General features: G+C 64.9%; 10 protein-coding genes. 2 read left to right on the top strand and 8 right to left on the bottom strand.

Features of this window, described 5'->3' with window-relative positions:
* Window positions 1-24: 24 nt before the first annotated feature.
* Window positions 25-495, bottom strand: a complete 471-nt coding sequence (locus XH85_RS46130; RefSeq protein WP_128931341.1) for a hypothetical protein — start codon at window positions 493-495, stop codon at window positions 25-27.
* Window positions 496-557: 62 nt separating this feature from the next.
* On the opposite strand from XH85_RS46130, the gene XH85_RS07235 reads away from it, so the two are divergent.
* Window positions 558-1,478, top strand: a complete 921-nt coding sequence (locus XH85_RS07235) for a LysR substrate-binding domain-containing protein (protein WP_128931342.1) — start codon at window positions 558-560, stop codon at window positions 1,476-1,478.
* A 1-nt stretch (window position 1,479) separates the two neighbouring features.
* Here XH85_RS07235 and XH85_RS07240 read toward each other — a convergent pair whose 3' ends face one another.
* From XH85_RS07240 to XH85_RS07250, 3 genes are read right to left on the bottom strand one after another with little or no spacing between them, the layout of a single operon-like run.
* Complete coding sequence (locus tag XH85_RS07240; protein WP_128931343.1) at window positions 1,480-2,265, bottom strand: fumarylacetoacetate hydrolase family protein; 786 nt, start codon at window positions 2,263-2,265, stop codon at window positions 1,480-1,482.
* A 15-nt stretch (window positions 2,266-2,280) separates the two neighbouring features.
* Window positions 2,281-3,648, bottom strand: a complete 1,368-nt coding sequence (locus XH85_RS07245; RefSeq protein ID WP_128931344.1) for an LLM class flavin-dependent oxidoreductase — start codon at window positions 3,646-3,648, stop codon at window positions 2,281-2,283.
* A 21-nt stretch (window positions 3,649-3,669) separates the two neighbouring features.
* Entirely contained in the window at window positions 3,670-4,722 is a 1,053-nt protein-coding gene (locus XH85_RS07250; protein WP_128931345.1) for an Ldh family oxidoreductase, read from the bottom strand.
* Between the two features lie 296 nt (window positions 4,723-5,018).
* Between XH85_RS07250 and XH85_RS07255 the strand changes: the two genes are divergently transcribed.
* Window positions 5,019-9,134 carry a sensor domain-containing phosphodiesterase gene (locus XH85_RS07255; protein WP_128931346.1) on the top strand — a complete coding sequence of 1,372 codons (4,116 nt, stop codon included), beginning with the start codon at window positions 5,019-5,021 and terminating at the stop codon, window positions 9,132-9,134.
* On the opposite strand, the gene XH85_RS07260 is transcribed toward XH85_RS07255, so the two are convergent.
* The 4 genes from XH85_RS07260 to XH85_RS07275 all read right to left on the bottom strand — a co-directional run bounded on the left by XH85_RS07260 (window position 9,108) and on the right by XH85_RS07275 (window position 13,861).
* Window positions 9,108-9,449: a hypothetical protein gene (locus XH85_RS07260; protein WP_128931347.1), complete on the bottom strand. Its 342-nt coding sequence runs from the start codon at window positions 9,447-9,449 to the stop codon at window positions 9,108-9,110. The genes XH85_RS07255 and XH85_RS07260 overlap by 27 nt on opposite strands.
* Window positions 9,450-9,677: 228 nt before the next feature.
* Window positions 9,678-10,670, bottom strand: coding sequence for a UDP-glucose 4-epimerase GalE (gene galE / locus XH85_RS07265; protein WP_128931348.1), 993 nt, complete (start codon window positions 10,668-10,670; stop codon window positions 9,678-9,680).
* A gap of 19 nt (window positions 10,671-10,689) precedes the next feature.
* Window positions 10,690-11,493: a WecB/TagA/CpsF family glycosyltransferase gene (locus tag XH85_RS07270; protein WP_128931349.1), complete on the bottom strand. Its 804-nt coding sequence runs from the start codon at window positions 11,491-11,493 to the stop codon at window positions 10,690-10,692.
* Window positions 11,486-13,861: an exopolysaccharide transport family protein gene (locus tag XH85_RS07275; RefSeq protein WP_128931350.1), complete on the bottom strand. Its 2,376-nt coding sequence runs from the start codon at window positions 13,859-13,861 to the stop codon at window positions 11,486-11,488. The genes XH85_RS07270 and XH85_RS07275 overlap by 8 nt, the downstream gene beginning before the upstream one ends.
* Between the last annotated feature and the right edge of the window lie 77 nt (window positions 13,862-13,938).

Genomic DNA, 13,938 nt, shown 5'->3' on the forward strand with positions numbered 1-13,938 from the left:
CAATCCGGCTCGACGTGGCGACGCTCAGGGTTTGGCCATGAGCAGACGGAGCGGCATGAGCGGACCGACCGCGATGTACTCGTGGTCGATGAGGTTCTGCTTCGCCAGCGGCAGGCCTTCCATGATGGCGTGCCCTTCGGCGACATCCTTGACGTTCAGCAGGAAGACGGCTCCGCTCCCATCGGACCGCGAATACCATTCGCGGACCATCCCGTTGAGATAGAGCTGGGTGGTTTGCCTGATTTCATCGGGCATCACCGCCATGACCTGTTCGCGTGTGATGCCGGGCCTGACAGTCAGAATGACCATCACGCCGGTTGTCGGTGACGTGGTTTGTGCTTGGGCAAGGGATGGCTCTGCCATGGAGGTAACACCTGTCAGTGTGAGGGTGAGCGCCAGGACGATGTTGCGGATTGTCTTCATCGGTTTCATCTCTCTGATCACGGCCATTGCCGCGATGTCGCAAATGTCAGGCGCACCAGCGGCGCGGCGCATTTGCGATCCTGATGTAAGGCCGTCTTTGCGAGAGCGACTATTCGCGATAATATTGATAGGCCATGAAGCAGAACTTCACAGTCCGGCAAGGTGCGCTCGACGGTGTGGAGGCGTTCCTCAGCGTCGCCCAGCACCGCAGTTTCCGCCGGGCGGCTGCTGAGCTCGGGGTAACGCCGTCGGCGATCAGCCAGGCGGTGCGCGCACTCGAAGCACGCGTCGGCGCCGTGCTGTTCCTGCGCACGACTCGCAGCGTCAGTCTGACCGAGGCCGGCGAACGGTTCTTTGCGCGCGCAAGGCCTGCCTTCGAGGAGCTCGTCGCGGCAAGCGGCGCCGCGCGCGACCTCGGACAGCGACCGGCCGGGCTCTTGCGTCTCACGGTGCCGCGCTCGGTCGTGCCGATTCTGCTGGAGCCCCTGGTCGCCTCGTTCTGTCAGGCCTTTCCGGAGATCGAGGTGGAGCTTGCTGCAAGCGAAGAGCTGGTCGACCTCGCCGCTGGAGGTTTCGATGCCGGCATCAGGATGGGGCAGTTCATCTCCCCGGACATGATTGCGGTCCGCCTGACGAAGCCGTTGCCTTTCCTGATCGTCGGCAGCCCGGCCTACCTCGAACGTCGCGGCCGGCCCCGGCGGCCGGACGATCTGCGCGAGCACGCATGCCTGAGATTGCGGCGATCAAACGGTGCGCTCGCACCCTGGTCGCTCAACGACGGCGGTCGTTCGATCGAGATTGCCGTTGCGGGACCCTTCATCGCCAACGACTTCCCGACGATGTTAGGTGCCGCCGTCGAAGGCGTCGGCCTTGCGCAAGTGCCAGGGCCGCTGGCGACCGACGCCGTCAGAACGGGAAAACTCGTCGCCGTGCTGGAGAAATTCGCGCCGATGACGCCGGGGGTGTTTCTCTACTATCCCAGCCATCGACAAATCATGCCGAAGCTTCGAGCCTTCATCGATCATGTGAAGGGCCGATCCCGGGCCGCGCGCTGAGCTATTGCCCCTCCCGCACGAACCTGTTGCGCAACGTCCCGATGCCGGTGATCTCGATCTCGACGACATCGCCGTGCTTGATGTCCGGCGAGGCGCCGTCGGTGCCCATCCAGATCACGTCGCCGGGCCACAGCGTAAAATACTTCGTCAGCTCGACCAGGAACGGCACCATGCCGAAGATCATGTCATTGGTGTGGAAGCGGTTGGTCTCCTTGCCGTTGACCCGGACGATGGTCTCCATCTTTTCGAGATCGGCCTCGGTCTCGATCCACGGTCCCATCGGCTTGAACGTGTCGGCGTTCTTGGAACGCCACAGGCTGCGATCGGCCCTCTGCCAGCTGCGCTCGCTCACGTCATTGCCGATGGTGTAGCCGAACACGCAATCCATCGCGTTCGCTTCGGTGAGATGTTTCACCTTCTTGCCGATGACAACGACGAGCTCGCCTTCATAGTGGATCTTGTCCGTCGCAAAGGACGGGATTACGACCTCCTCGTCATGCGCGATCAGCGCGTTCTGCGCGCGATAGCCGATTTCGGGCCGGTCGGGCACCGCCGGTACCTCACCGCGTTTGTCGGCGGCCTCCTTCAGGTGCTTCAGATAGTTCAGGCCGACACAATAGAAGGTACGCGGGATCAGTGGCAGCTCGATCTTGACCTGTGCCAGCGAATGCGTGCGCGAGGTCCGCTGCCATTCACTGAAGGGATCGCCGTCGACGGCGATCACCTGGTCACCCTCGACGATCCCCCAGGATGTCTTGTTCGAGGCGGTGAATTTCAGCCAGCGCATGTCATGTCCTCGTCGCTATTCCGCGGCATCGTGGGGCCGCGTCTTCCAGGCGCCTGCGGCCGGCCGCTTCAGCCCGAGATTGTCCCGCAACGTCTTGCCGCGGTACTCCTTCTGGAATAGCCCGCGCCGCTGCAATTCCGGCACGACGTGTTGCACGAAGTCCGCGTAGGAGCCGGGCACGTAAGTCGCGGCGATGACAAAACCGTCGCAGCCGTGCTCGACGAACATCTCCTCCAGCTTGTCCGCGATCTCCTTGGGCCCACCTACCATTGCGTCCTGGACCTGGCCGCGGCCGGAGAAGGTGACGAAGTCACGCGCGCTCGGGTGGCTCTTGCCCGAATTCTTCAGCACGCCGTCGCGAATGCCCAAGATGCCCTGCATGCTCTTCAGCTCGTCCGTCGTCAGCGGCTCGTCGAGATCCTTGGAGGCGAAGTCATAGTTGAGCGCTTCGGCCAGCAGTGACAGCGCATCGATCTCGAGCGGAAGTTTGTTGATCAGCGCCATCTTGTCTTCGGCCTCCGCCCTGGTCGCCGCGCAGACCGGCGTCGTCAAGTTGCAGAGGAACATCTGGTCGGGATCGCGGCCAGCCTTGGCGGCTTCGTTGCGCACGGAAGCATAGCCGTCCTTGGCGGCGGCGAGGTTGCGCGCGGCGGTGAAGATCACTTCGCCCCATCGCCCCGCAAAGCGCTGGCCGCGGCCCGACGCGCCGGCCTGGATGATCACGGGATGGCCCTGGTCCGAGCGCGGCACGGTGAACGGTCCGCGTGACTTGAAGGCCGGCCCCTTATGATCGAGCCGCTTGACCTTGGCCGGATCGGCAAAGCGACCGCTTTGCTTGTCCATGATGAGCGCGCCGTCCTCCCAGGTGTCCCAATGGCCGAGCACGACCTCCATGAACTCGTCGGCGCGGTCGTAGCGGGAGTCATGTTCCGGGTGGGAGTCGCGCCCCATGTTGAGCGCCTCGCCGTCGTTGAGCGAGGTGACGACGTTCCAGCCCGCGCGCCCACCGGACATCAGGTCGAGCGTTGCAAAGCGGCGCGCGACGTCGAACGGTTCGTAATAAGTGGTCGAGCAGGTTGCGCCAAGGCCGAGCTTCTCGGTGACCAAGCCCATCGTGGTCAGCACGATCAGCGGGTCCATCTTCACGCAGCGGATGCCGTATTCGACGGTGTGGGCGTGATCGTTGCCGTAGCGGTCCGGCATCGCCAGGCGGTCGTCGAAGAACGCCATATGGAACTTGCCCGCTTCGAGGATCCTGGCGATCTCCTGATAATAATCCGCCGACATGGAATCGTTGCGCGAGTCCGGATGCCGCCAGGAACTCGGCAAGTTCGTGCAGTTCTGCGCCTGAAGGAAGCCGACCAGTACCATCTGCCGCGTCATGCTGCTGTTCTCCTGATGCCATCAGGCCAGATCGAGGACGGTGTCGAGCCTGTACTCGCGCGCCAGCGCGCGCAGCTTCTCCCAGGTGGCATCCTCGATCTCGATGCCGTCGCGCAGGCGTTGCCGCTCGCGCAGGCCCTCGATCTCGCCGGGATAGAACACGCCGTTGCTGCCTTCGGACGGCGGTGTCGATTTGAGGTAGCGTGCAAACTCGGCGACTTCGCGCTTGAACTCCTGCAGCGGACGGAAGGCCGCGACGTTGAACACCGCCATGAAGCATCCGTCATTGTGTCGCCCCGTCGGCTCGACGCCGAAGCCGAGACCGGTGAGTAGGCCGCATAGCACCTCGACCATGGCAGCAAGGCCGCTGCCCTTGTAGCCTTCGGTGCCGCCGAGCGGCAGCAGCGCGCCGCCCTTGCGGTATTGGGTCGGATCGGTGGTGTGCCGCCCCTCGGCATCGATGATCCATCCCGTCGGAATTTCTTCGCCGCGGGCGACGGCGAGCTGGACCTTGCCGGCCGCCACCGCCGAGGTCGCCATGTCCAGATAGAACGGCGCGTCGAGGTCGGACGGCACCGCGATCGAGATCGGGTTGGTGCCGAGCCGCGCTTCCTTGCCGCCGAACGGGGCAACGTGCTTCGGCGAGCGCCCGGAATCCGCGGTCGCAATCCCGATCATGCCTTCGCGCATCGCCATCAACGGATAGGCGGCGAGGCGGCCGACATGGCTTTGCCGGAACACGGTGCAAGCAGCGACGTTCGCCGTCCTCGCCTTCTCGATGGTCAGTGCCATCGCCTTTGCGTTGACGTGGAAGCCGAATCCCCAATGGCCGTCGATCACTGTCGTGGTCGGCGATTCCTGGACGATGGTCCATTTGGCGCAGGGCACGATGTGTCCTGCCTTGATGCGGTCGATATAGGTGGGAACGGCGATCACGCCGTGCGAGTCATGGCCGGCGAGATTGGCGTTGACGCAGCCCGTGGCGACTGCGTCGGCCTCTTCCTCGGACGCTCCGGCGGCACGGAGCAGCGCGGCGCTGATGCGCGTGAGGCGGTCGGCCCTGACGATCGGCATGGCGTTCCCTCGGCTTGGTGCCCTTAACAGGCTGCTTGTTGGGTGCCATCGTCTCAAAGCGCCGCTGCGATATCAATCTCCCGTAAACCAATACAGGGCTGCAAATTCGTAAAGAGAGCGCGCCTTTGGTCGAAACTTCATCCCGTGCGGCGGTATTTTTGACAGTTTGGCGCCAGTCGTTCGCAGCTCATTCACTTTGATCGACGGTTTGCAGCGCGCAATAACGACCACTTAGGCGATCGGCATTCATAAAGTCACCCGGGAGAAATGGACAGAAATGCCCGGGAGCTGAGATCGTGCCGACGACACTCGCGCGCACCTTTGCGGCGTTGAGCGCCATCAACGAAGCGATCCTCTACGCGAAATCGCCGGACGAGCTGTACCAGAAGGTCTGCGACGCCGGGTTTTCGAGTGGGGACTTCTTGGCCGTCGCCGTATTCCTGGTGGGACCGGATTGCGGGCGGCTGCATTTTGCGGCCGGTTGCGGCGACGACGTTGCGCGGCTGCGCTCGATCATGATCACGACGGAAGCAGGCACGCCCGAAGGATCCGGCGTCGGCGGTGAGGCGTTTCGCGATCAGAAGCTGTGCATCAGCAACGACTATCTGAACGACCCGCGTTCGCTGGCGTGGCGCGAGGGAGCGGCCAAGGCCCATATCGGCGCGGCCGCAGCGCTGCCGCTACTCTGCAATGGCAACAGCGTCGGCGTGCTCTACGTGACCCGCCGCGAAGCCGGCTCGCTGAACGAGCAGATGGTGTCGCTGTTCGAGCGCATGTCGGCCAATATCTCCTATGCGATCGAGAATTTCGAGCGAGAAGGAGCACGCCGGGACAGCGAGGCGGCGATGCGGCGGCTCAATCGCATGTTTGGGGCGCTGAGCGCGACGAACGAAGCAATCCTCAAAGCCAGCACCGAATTGGACTTGTATCAGCGGGTCTGCGACGCAGCAGTTCATGGCGGCAAATCGCTGGCGACTTTCGTGCTGCTGCGCGAGGAGAACTCGCACTGGCTGATGCCGGTGGCTGCAACCGGACAAAATCTCGACCTGATCAGGCAGGCGCGCTACTCGGTCGATCCCGACCATCCTCACGGTCGGGGCATCTCCGGCCAGGTCTTCCGGACGCAGAAGGCGATGGTCGAAGACGACCTCGTCGGTCGCACCAAGGGAACGACCTGGGAGCGAGCCAACATCAATGCCGGCGCGGTCGCCTGCGTCGCCGCGCCACTGATCAAGCGCGGAACCAGCGTCGGCGTGATGTTCTTCTTCGTCAGCAAATCCTGGGCGAAGGACGAGGGTATCGTCGCGCTGTTGCTGCGCATGACCGAGAACGTGTGCTTTGCGCTCGAGAACTTCGATCGTGACGAGGAGAAGGCGAAGATCGCGCGCGAAGAGGAACGGCTCGCGCGCATGTACGCCGCGCTGAGCGCCACCAATGAAGCGATCATCCGGGCCACATCGCGCGCCGAGCTGTTCGATCTCGTATGCGAAGCTTCGGTACAGGGCGGTAAGTTCGGCTCGGCGACGATCGCGCTCGCCGAGCCTGCCTCCGAGCTGCTGCGAGTCGTCGCCTCTGCAGGGCCGAACTCCGATGAAGTACGCAGGCTCAAATTCGCCACGACCGACAATGTGCCGGAGGGAAGAGGCCTGACCGGCACGTGCTTCCGCACCGGGCAGCCGTGCCTCACCAACGACCTGTTCGCCGACGAACGCCTCAAGCCCTGGTACGACAGTGCCCGCCGCACCGGCGTCAAGTCCTCCGCGGCGCTGCCATTGCTCAATGGCGAACGCGCCGAGGGTGTGTTCCTGTTCAATTCCCTCGAGATCGGCACGTTCACGCCGGAATTGGTCGAACTGCTGGAACGGCTCGCCCGCAATGTGTCATTTGCGATCGCAAATCTCGACCGCGCCGAGGAGAAGGCGAAGGCCGACAAGCAGCGAGACCGGCTGAGCGGCATGTTCGCAGCGTTGAGCGCTACCAACGAAGCCATCGTGCGCGCCGAGACCCGCGAGGAGCTGTTCGAGGTCGCATGTCAGGCGGCCGTGCTGGGCGGTATGTTCGCCTCGGCGACGATTGGAATCATCGACGAGAAATGTGAGCTGGTCCGGGTCGTCGCCGTGAAGGGGCGGCTTCAGGAGCGAATGGTCGGGCGCACCTGCGCGATTTCCCCAGATCATCCCGAGGGCCAAGGGATCATCGGAACCTCGCTGCGGACGTGCCGGCCCAGTGTCATCAACGACTATATGAACGACCCGCGCTCGGCACATTGGCACTCCAAGGCAGTCGAGGACGGGACCCGCGCCGCTGCCAGCTTCCCGCTTCTGCGCGCCGGTCAGGAGCCGATCGGCATTCTGCTGTTCCTTGCTCCTGAGGAGGATACATTCACGCCCGATCTGGTCGAGCTGCTGGCTCGCCTTGCCGAAAACGTCTCCTTCGCGCTCGACAACTTCGATCGCGCCGAGGAAAAGGCCCGCACCGAGGCGCAGAAGGAGCGTCTGACCCGCATGTTCGCGGCGCTGAGCGCGACCAACGAGGCGATCATGCGGGCGAAATCGCGCGCCGAATTATTCGACCTCGTGTGCCTTGCCGCATCGAATGGCGCCAAGTTCACCTCGACGACGATTGCGCTCGCCAGCGCCGACAGCGACCAGCTCAAGATCGTCGCCAGCGCCGGACCGTCGTCCGACACCACGCGCAATGTCCGCCTCTCGGTCGATCCCGAGCGCCCCGAAGGCCGGGGCATGGCCGGCACAGCGTTCCGAACCCGGCAGCCCTGCATCAGCAACGACTATCTCAACGACCAGCGCGTGAGCGCCTTCCACGCCATCGTTCGCGGCGACGGTGCGCGCTCGGGCGCGGCGATCCCGCTCGTCGTTCACGACCTGGCTGTCGGCGTCATGATCTACATGTCGACCGAAAAGGACACGTTCACGGCCGAGTTCGTCGAGCTGTTGCAGCGCCTCGCCGATAACGTCGCCTTCGCGATGGAGAATTTCGATCGCGCCGACGAGAAGAACAAGGCGGATGAGCGGATCGAATACCTCGCCTCGCATGACAGCCTGACGGACCTGCCGAACCGCGAGACGTTCAACGGATTGCTGCGCGAGGCGATCGAGGTGGCGCAGCGCCACGATCACCGTTTTGCGGTGCTGTTCATCGATCTCGACCGCTTCAAGGTCATCAACGATTCGCTGGGTCACGAGGCTGGCGACCTGCTCCTGCTCGAAGTGGCGAATCGCTTGCGCGGCGCGCTGCGGGCAAGCGACGTGGTGGCGCGGCTCGGCGGCGACGAGTTCGTGGTGATCCTCGACCAGTGCGGCGAGATGGACGACGTCCAGCGCATCGCCAGCGGACTGCTCGCCGCGCTTGCCGAACCCACGGAGCTGGCCGGCCACGAGTGCCATACCACGGCCTCGATCGGCATCGCGATGTATCCGGCCAACGGCTCCGACGCGCAGACGCTGACCAAGAATGCCGACATGGCGATGTATCTCGCCAAGGAAGACGGCAAGAACAGCTATCGCTTCTTCTCCAAGGAAGTGAAGACGCAGTCCATCGAACGTCTGTCGCTGGAGAGCGCGCTGCGCCGGGCGCTGGAGCGCGAGCAGTTTTCGCTGAACTACCAGCCCAAGGTGGATATGGAGACCGGCCAGATCACCGGCGTGGAAGCGCTGCTGCGCTGGACGCATCCCGATCTCGGCAATGTCTCGCCGGCGCAATTCATTCCGCTTGCGGAGGAGACCGGGTTGATCGTGCCGATCGGCCGCTGGGTGCTGAATGAGGCCTGCGCGCAAGCCATGGCCTGGCAGCGCCGCGGCCTGCTGCCGCTGTCGATGGCGGTCAACCTGTCGCCGCGCCAGTTCGCCGACGAGCATCTGTTGCAGGACGTCGACGAGGCGCTCGCCGCCAGCGGCATGTCGCCGGTGCTGCTCCAGCTGGAGGTCACCGAGAGCATGATGATGCGCAATGTCGGGCGTGCGCTCAAGGTGCTCGACGCCATCCAGAGCCGCGGGATTCGCCTTGCCATCGACGATTTCGGTACCGGCTATTCGTCGATGTCGCTGATGAAGCACTTCCCGATCGACACCATCAAGATCGACCGCTCCTTCGTGCGCGACCTGCCGCAGGACTCGGAAGACCAGGCGATCGCGCAGGCGATCATCAGCATGGGCAAGGCGCTCGGCATGACTGTCGTCGCCGAAGGCGTCGAGAATGCCGAGCAGGAGGCGTTCCTGCGCACCCATGGCTGCGACGAGATGCAGGGCTATCTGATCGCCAAGCCGCTGCCGCCGCGACAGATGGCCGAACTGCTGCGGCCGATGGTTCTGCCCGTGGCGCCACCGCTCCAGCCGGAGCGGGATCCGGTCGCCGAGGAGGCCGCAGCGTTACGGCTGAAACGCGCTGTCGTCTGACGGCTGCGGGTGCAGCTCGCGGACGGCGTGTTCTCCGCCCTCGGCCTTGTTCGGAAACTGCTGCGGTCCAGTCAGCGACGTCTGCTCGACGAACAGGGCGAGAATGCTGCGCGCGCCCTCGGCGAAGCTCGACCTCTCGTTCAAGCCGAGCTCGGCGCACCACGCGCAATCCATCGGCTCATTGTCGTCGAGCACCGCCATCGCAGGCCCCCACCACCAAGCCGGCGCGGGGGAACGCTCGCCCTCGGGCACGACCTGCCAGCGGGCGAACTCTTCCATCACGCGCTCGAACTCCAGGCGTGCAGCCTGATGCATGCGGTCGATACTCCCTCGATCCACGCCCGATGATAGGCCGGCAGGCGGATTTGATCGTGGCCTTCGTTCGGAAAAATCAGCTCGCGCAAATGGGCCGAGCCATGCAAGCCGACATCATCGTCGGCAATGCGAAAACGTGCGGCCGTCAGCGATGCGCCAACGGCGGCAGCGAATATCCATTCTAGCCGTTTCGAGGCACGGCAGGCAAGCTGCGGGTGCCGCGATTGCCTAACGCGATCTGAACGGATGCGCCTTCTGGTGCCAGGCCCAGGCGGTGCGGATGATCGTCGGCAGGTCGGAGTGACAGGGCACGAAGTTGAGCACCTTCTTCGCAGCAGAGGGATCCGCGACCAGATAGGTGGGATCGCCGGCGCGGCGCGGCTTGATGGTGTGCGGCACCTCGCGTCCGGTCTCCTGCCTGATGGCGTTGAGGATCTCGCGAACGGAGAAGCCGGAGCCGGTGCCGAGATTGAAGCTGCTGCCGGCATGCCCCTGCTCCAGAAGCTTCAGTGCTGCGACATGCGCCGCGGCGAGGTCGGTGACGTGGATGTAATCGCGGATCGCGGTGCCGTCGGGCGTGTCGTAGTCATCGCCGAATACGGCGAACTCGACATGACCCTGAAGTGCCATCATCGCGCGCGGAATGAGATGGGTTTCGTTGTCGCGCAATTCGCCGATGCCGCCGGCCGGGTCGGCGCCGCTGGCGTTGAAATAGCGCAGGCAGAATGCGCCGAAGCCATAGGCCGTGCGGTAATCGGCGAGCATGCGCTCGATCATCCACTTCGAGGCGCCGTAGGGGTTGATCGGCGCGCAGGGAAAGTCTTCCGGCAGTTCCTTGGAATCGGCGTTGCCGTAGACGGCGCCGGTCGAGGAGAACACGATGCGACGGCAGTTCGCGTTGCGCATGGCCTGCAACAGCGACAGCGTGCCCTGCACGTTGTTGATGTAATATTTCTGCGGGTCGGTCATCGACTCCCCGACCAGGCTCGCCGCCGCAAAATGCATCACCGCCGTAATGTTGTAATCGGCGAAGGCGCGCGCCAGCGCCGTGCCGTCGAGCAGATCGCCCGTCACCAGTGGGCCGGTAACGAAACTGCGATGACCTGTCGAGAGATTGTCATAAACGACGGGCTGATAGCCGGCGGCGGTCAGTGCGCGGCACGCATGCGAGCCAATATAGCCTGCGCCCCCGGTGACGAGGACGGTCGGTCGGTCGGTCATGTCGTCTTCTGCTCTTCTCTTAGCGGAGGGATCGGTGGCGGCTGAAGAGAAGATAGAGCGCGCGGGGGTTGGTGGTCAAATAGCGCCAGAGCAGGCGGCGCGGTTCGAGCCACGTGCGCCAGGCCCATTCGAGTCCGATCTTCTGCATCCATTGCGGCGCGCGGGAACGGCTGCCCGACAAAAAGTTGAACAGACCGCCGGATGTCTTGATAACGCCAACATTGGTGAGATGCGGAGTGAATTCCTCCACGAATGCCTGCTCGTTGGGCACGCCGAGCGCGATCCACAGATAATCCGGCGCAAGCGCGTTGATTTCCTCGACCTTCGCGTGCAGCGCCTCGCCACGCAGATAGCCGTGGCTGCGTCCGACGATCTTGAGGTTCGGATACATCTTCTGGACGTTCTCGACCGCTGCGATGTTTTCGGCTTCGCTGGCGCCGAACATGTAGAAGGTGCGGCCAACCGCTTCCGCCTTGCGCGCGACGACGTGGAACAGGTCCGTGGTTGCAACGCGCTCCGGCAGCGGAAACCAGGATTGCAGCTTCGAAGCCGCAACCAGCGGCTGGCCGTCGGCGTTGATCAGGTCGGCGGCGCGGAACAGGCGTTCGGTCTGCGGTTCCGTCGAGCAGCGCGCCAGCACCTCGCCATTGGCCGAGGTCAGGAACAGCGGACGGCCGATGCGATTGTCAGGATCGGTCGCCTCGATCATGAAATCGGCGGTTTCTTCCAGGTCGATCGCGGCCATGCGAAGGCCGCCGACGGTGATCCGCGGCACCTCGGCAGTTGCCGCCCGTCCATCGAGGTTGACGCGGCGCTCAAGCATATTGTCTGCCTCGCTGGCGCGTTTGGGCTGCGGGAGTGAGTTCGTCGAGCACGACGCCGACGAGCTTGCGCTCGGCGCGGCCGAGCGCGGTCAAGATCTCTTCCAGGCTGTCGTTGATGTCGAGGCTGGTCGGCAGCACCGCCACCAGCGCGTCGGTTTCGTCCAGCAGCTTGCGGCCGCCGGCCGAGAGCGGCACCGCGGGGCCGTCGAGGATCACGAGATCATAGCCGCCCGCGGCGCGCGCCTGTGCAATCGCTTTGCGAATGGCATCAGTCGCCTTGCCGGCATCGCCCCCAGCGGCCGGCAGCACCGAGATGCCGTTGACCGTCTTGATCTCGCGGGCGTCCTTGCCGCCGATCGAGAGCCAGCCGAGCCGGCTCGGTTCGCTCTTGCCGCGCCGGTTGAGCTTGTTCGAGAGCGAGCGTGCCTGATGATCGGCATCGATCATCAGCACGCGGGCGCCGTCGCGCGCGGCCGCCAGCGCGAAATTCAGCGCGGTCACGCTGCGACCGGTGGTCTCGCCGGTGCCGACGAGCGCGATGACCGGCATCGCCTTGCCGTCGGCGCGCCGGGCCACAGCAGTGCGCATGTCGCGCCAGGCATTGAGCAGCGTGGTCAGGGGGAAGCCGGGACGCAGGGTCGGCCAGCCCAGCCGGGTGAGATCGATGCCGCCGCCCGTGGCGAGAATGGCGCCGAGCGTGTGAATGACATCGGCCTCCTGGAGGCGTGCGATCAGCGGCTTTTCGATCAGGGGCTTCTCGACCATCGAAGGCTGTAACGGAGGAGCGGCAAGTTCCGGCGGAGCTTGCGCAACTTCCGGAGCTCGCGAGACCTGCTGGGGCGGCGAGGCCTCCGAGGCCTCTGCAGCCCGCGGGCGCTGCGGAGCTCGCGTTGCATCCGGCGCAGGCGTGCGCTGTGGACGGGCAGGCGTCGGCGCTGGCGCGGTCGCACCGGCGAACAGGAGCTCGGCCGCAGCGAACCAGCTTGACGCTGCGACCGCGCCGAAGATGAAGCCGATCATGGCGAACAGGCTCATCGCCGGCGGGAACGAGCGTCGCTGCGGCACCGTCGCTTCGCCGATGACGCGGGCTGCGGACGTGTTCAGGCTCTCCTGCTCCTCGGTCTCGCGCGAACGCTTGAGGAATGATTGATAGACGTCGCGGCTGGCGTCGGCCTCGCGCTCGAGCTCGCGCAGGCGGACTGCGGCCTGGCTGAGCTGGACGCTCTGCCGCTTCTGCGCTTCCAGCGCCCGGTTGAGCGAAGCTTCGAAGTCGCGGGCACGCGTCAGGTCGTTCTTGGCGGACTGGGCGAAGCGGTCGATCTCCTCGTTGATGGTGCGCTTGAGATCCTCGACCTGCTTCTCGGTCTGGCGCAGCGCCGGATGGCGCGGGCCGAGCTCGCCGGCCTGCTCCGCGTATTTCTTGCGGGCGTCCGCATATTGCGCGCGCAGGTTCGCAATCGTCGGCGATTGCAGCGCCTCGGGGATCGCGCCCGCATCCGCGGCCGTGCGCCGGCTCGCCTCGATCTGGTCGAGCCGCGCCTGCGCATCCATTGTCGCCGCGCGGGCCGCGGCCAGCCGCTGGTTGCTGGCGGAGAGCTGCTGGTCGCTGATCAGCGTGTCCTGGGTGCCGACGAAATTGTTCTGGGCCTTGTAGGTGGCAAGCGCAGTCTCGGCGTTGCGCAGCCGCTCGCGCAGCTCCTTCAACCGGCTGGAGAGATCACTGGTGGCGCGCCGAGCGGCCGAGGCCTGCGAGTTGCGGGATTCCGCGAGATAGGCATTGGTCAGCGTGTTGGCGAGCATCGCCGCTTTCGCGGGATCCGTCGACCAGACCTCGATGTCGACGATGAAGCTCTTCTCGGTCTTGCGGATCGTGATGTGCTTGTTCAGCGCGTCGAGCGCTGCGAGCTGCACTTCCTTCTTTTCCGAGGGCGCGCGGGGCTGAAGGCCGATCAGGCCGAGCAGCGACGACATCAGGCTCGCGCCCTCGCCGCCGCCGAATTCCGGATCCTTGTCGAGACCGGCCTGCTCGATGACCTGGAGCAGCACGCTATTGGAGGTGATCAGGCGCGCCTGGCTCTCCACCACCATGGACATGCCGGAGACGTCCTGCGCGCGCGGCGTGAGCTCGCGATCGACGAGCTGAAGCTCGCGCGGGTCGACATAGAGCTGGGCGGTGGCGGTGTAGCGAGGCGTCAGGCTCTTGCCGATGGTGACCGCAAGCGTCGCGCCGAGCAGGGCGGCCGCGGCAATCGCGACCTTTCGCCGCCAGAGCAGATTGGCGAGCTCCAGCACGCTGAAGCCGGCCTGAGGCTTCCGTTGCGGGGCCTCCGGTCTGGCCCGATCAATCGGCTGGTTATAGTCAAGCATGATCCCCAGCTTTCATTCCAACTGCCGCGGGCTGAGGGGTTACTCTTCGCTTTACGCCACGCACCCGGGATATGGGG

The organism is Bradyrhizobium zhanjiangense, assembly GCF_004114935.1.
In the GTDB taxonomy this organism is placed as follows: Bacteria; Pseudomonadota; Alphaproteobacteria; order Rhizobiales; family Xanthobacteraceae; genus Bradyrhizobium; species Bradyrhizobium zhanjiangense.

Coding starts and splice junctions, on each gene's coding strand:
- XH85_RS07275 (WP_128931350.1), bottom strand. CDS start 13,861: ATGCTTGACTATAACCAGCCGATTGATCGGGCCAGACCGGAGGCCCCG.
- XH85_RS07235 (WP_128931342.1), top strand. CDS start 558: ATGAAGCAGAACTTCACAGTCCGGCAAGGTGCGCTCGACGGTGTGGAG.
- XH85_RS07245 (WP_128931344.1), bottom strand. CDS start 3,648: ATGACGCGGCAGATGGTACTGGTCGGCTTCCTTCAGGCGCAGAACTGC.
- XH85_RS07270 (WP_128931349.1), bottom strand. CDS start 11,493: ATGCTTGAGCGCCGCGTCAACCTCGATGGACGGGCGGCAACTGCCGAG.
- XH85_RS07250 (WP_128931345.1), bottom strand. CDS start 4,722: ATGCCGATCGTCAGGGCCGACCGCCTCACGCGCATCAGCGCCGCGCTG.
- XH85_RS07240 (WP_128931343.1), bottom strand. CDS start 2,265: ATGCGCTGGCTGAAATTCACCGCCTCGAACAAGACATCCTGGGGGATC.
- galE (WP_128931348.1), bottom strand. CDS start 10,670: ATGACCGACCGACCGACCGTCCTCGTCACCGGGGGCGCAGGCTATATT.
- XH85_RS46130 (WP_128931341.1), bottom strand. CDS start 495: ATGCGCCGCGCCGCTGGTGCGCCTGACATTTGCGACATCGCGGCAATG.
- XH85_RS07260 (WP_128931347.1), bottom strand. CDS start 9,449: ATGCATCAGGCTGCACGCCTGGAGTTCGAGCGCGTGATGGAAGAGTTC.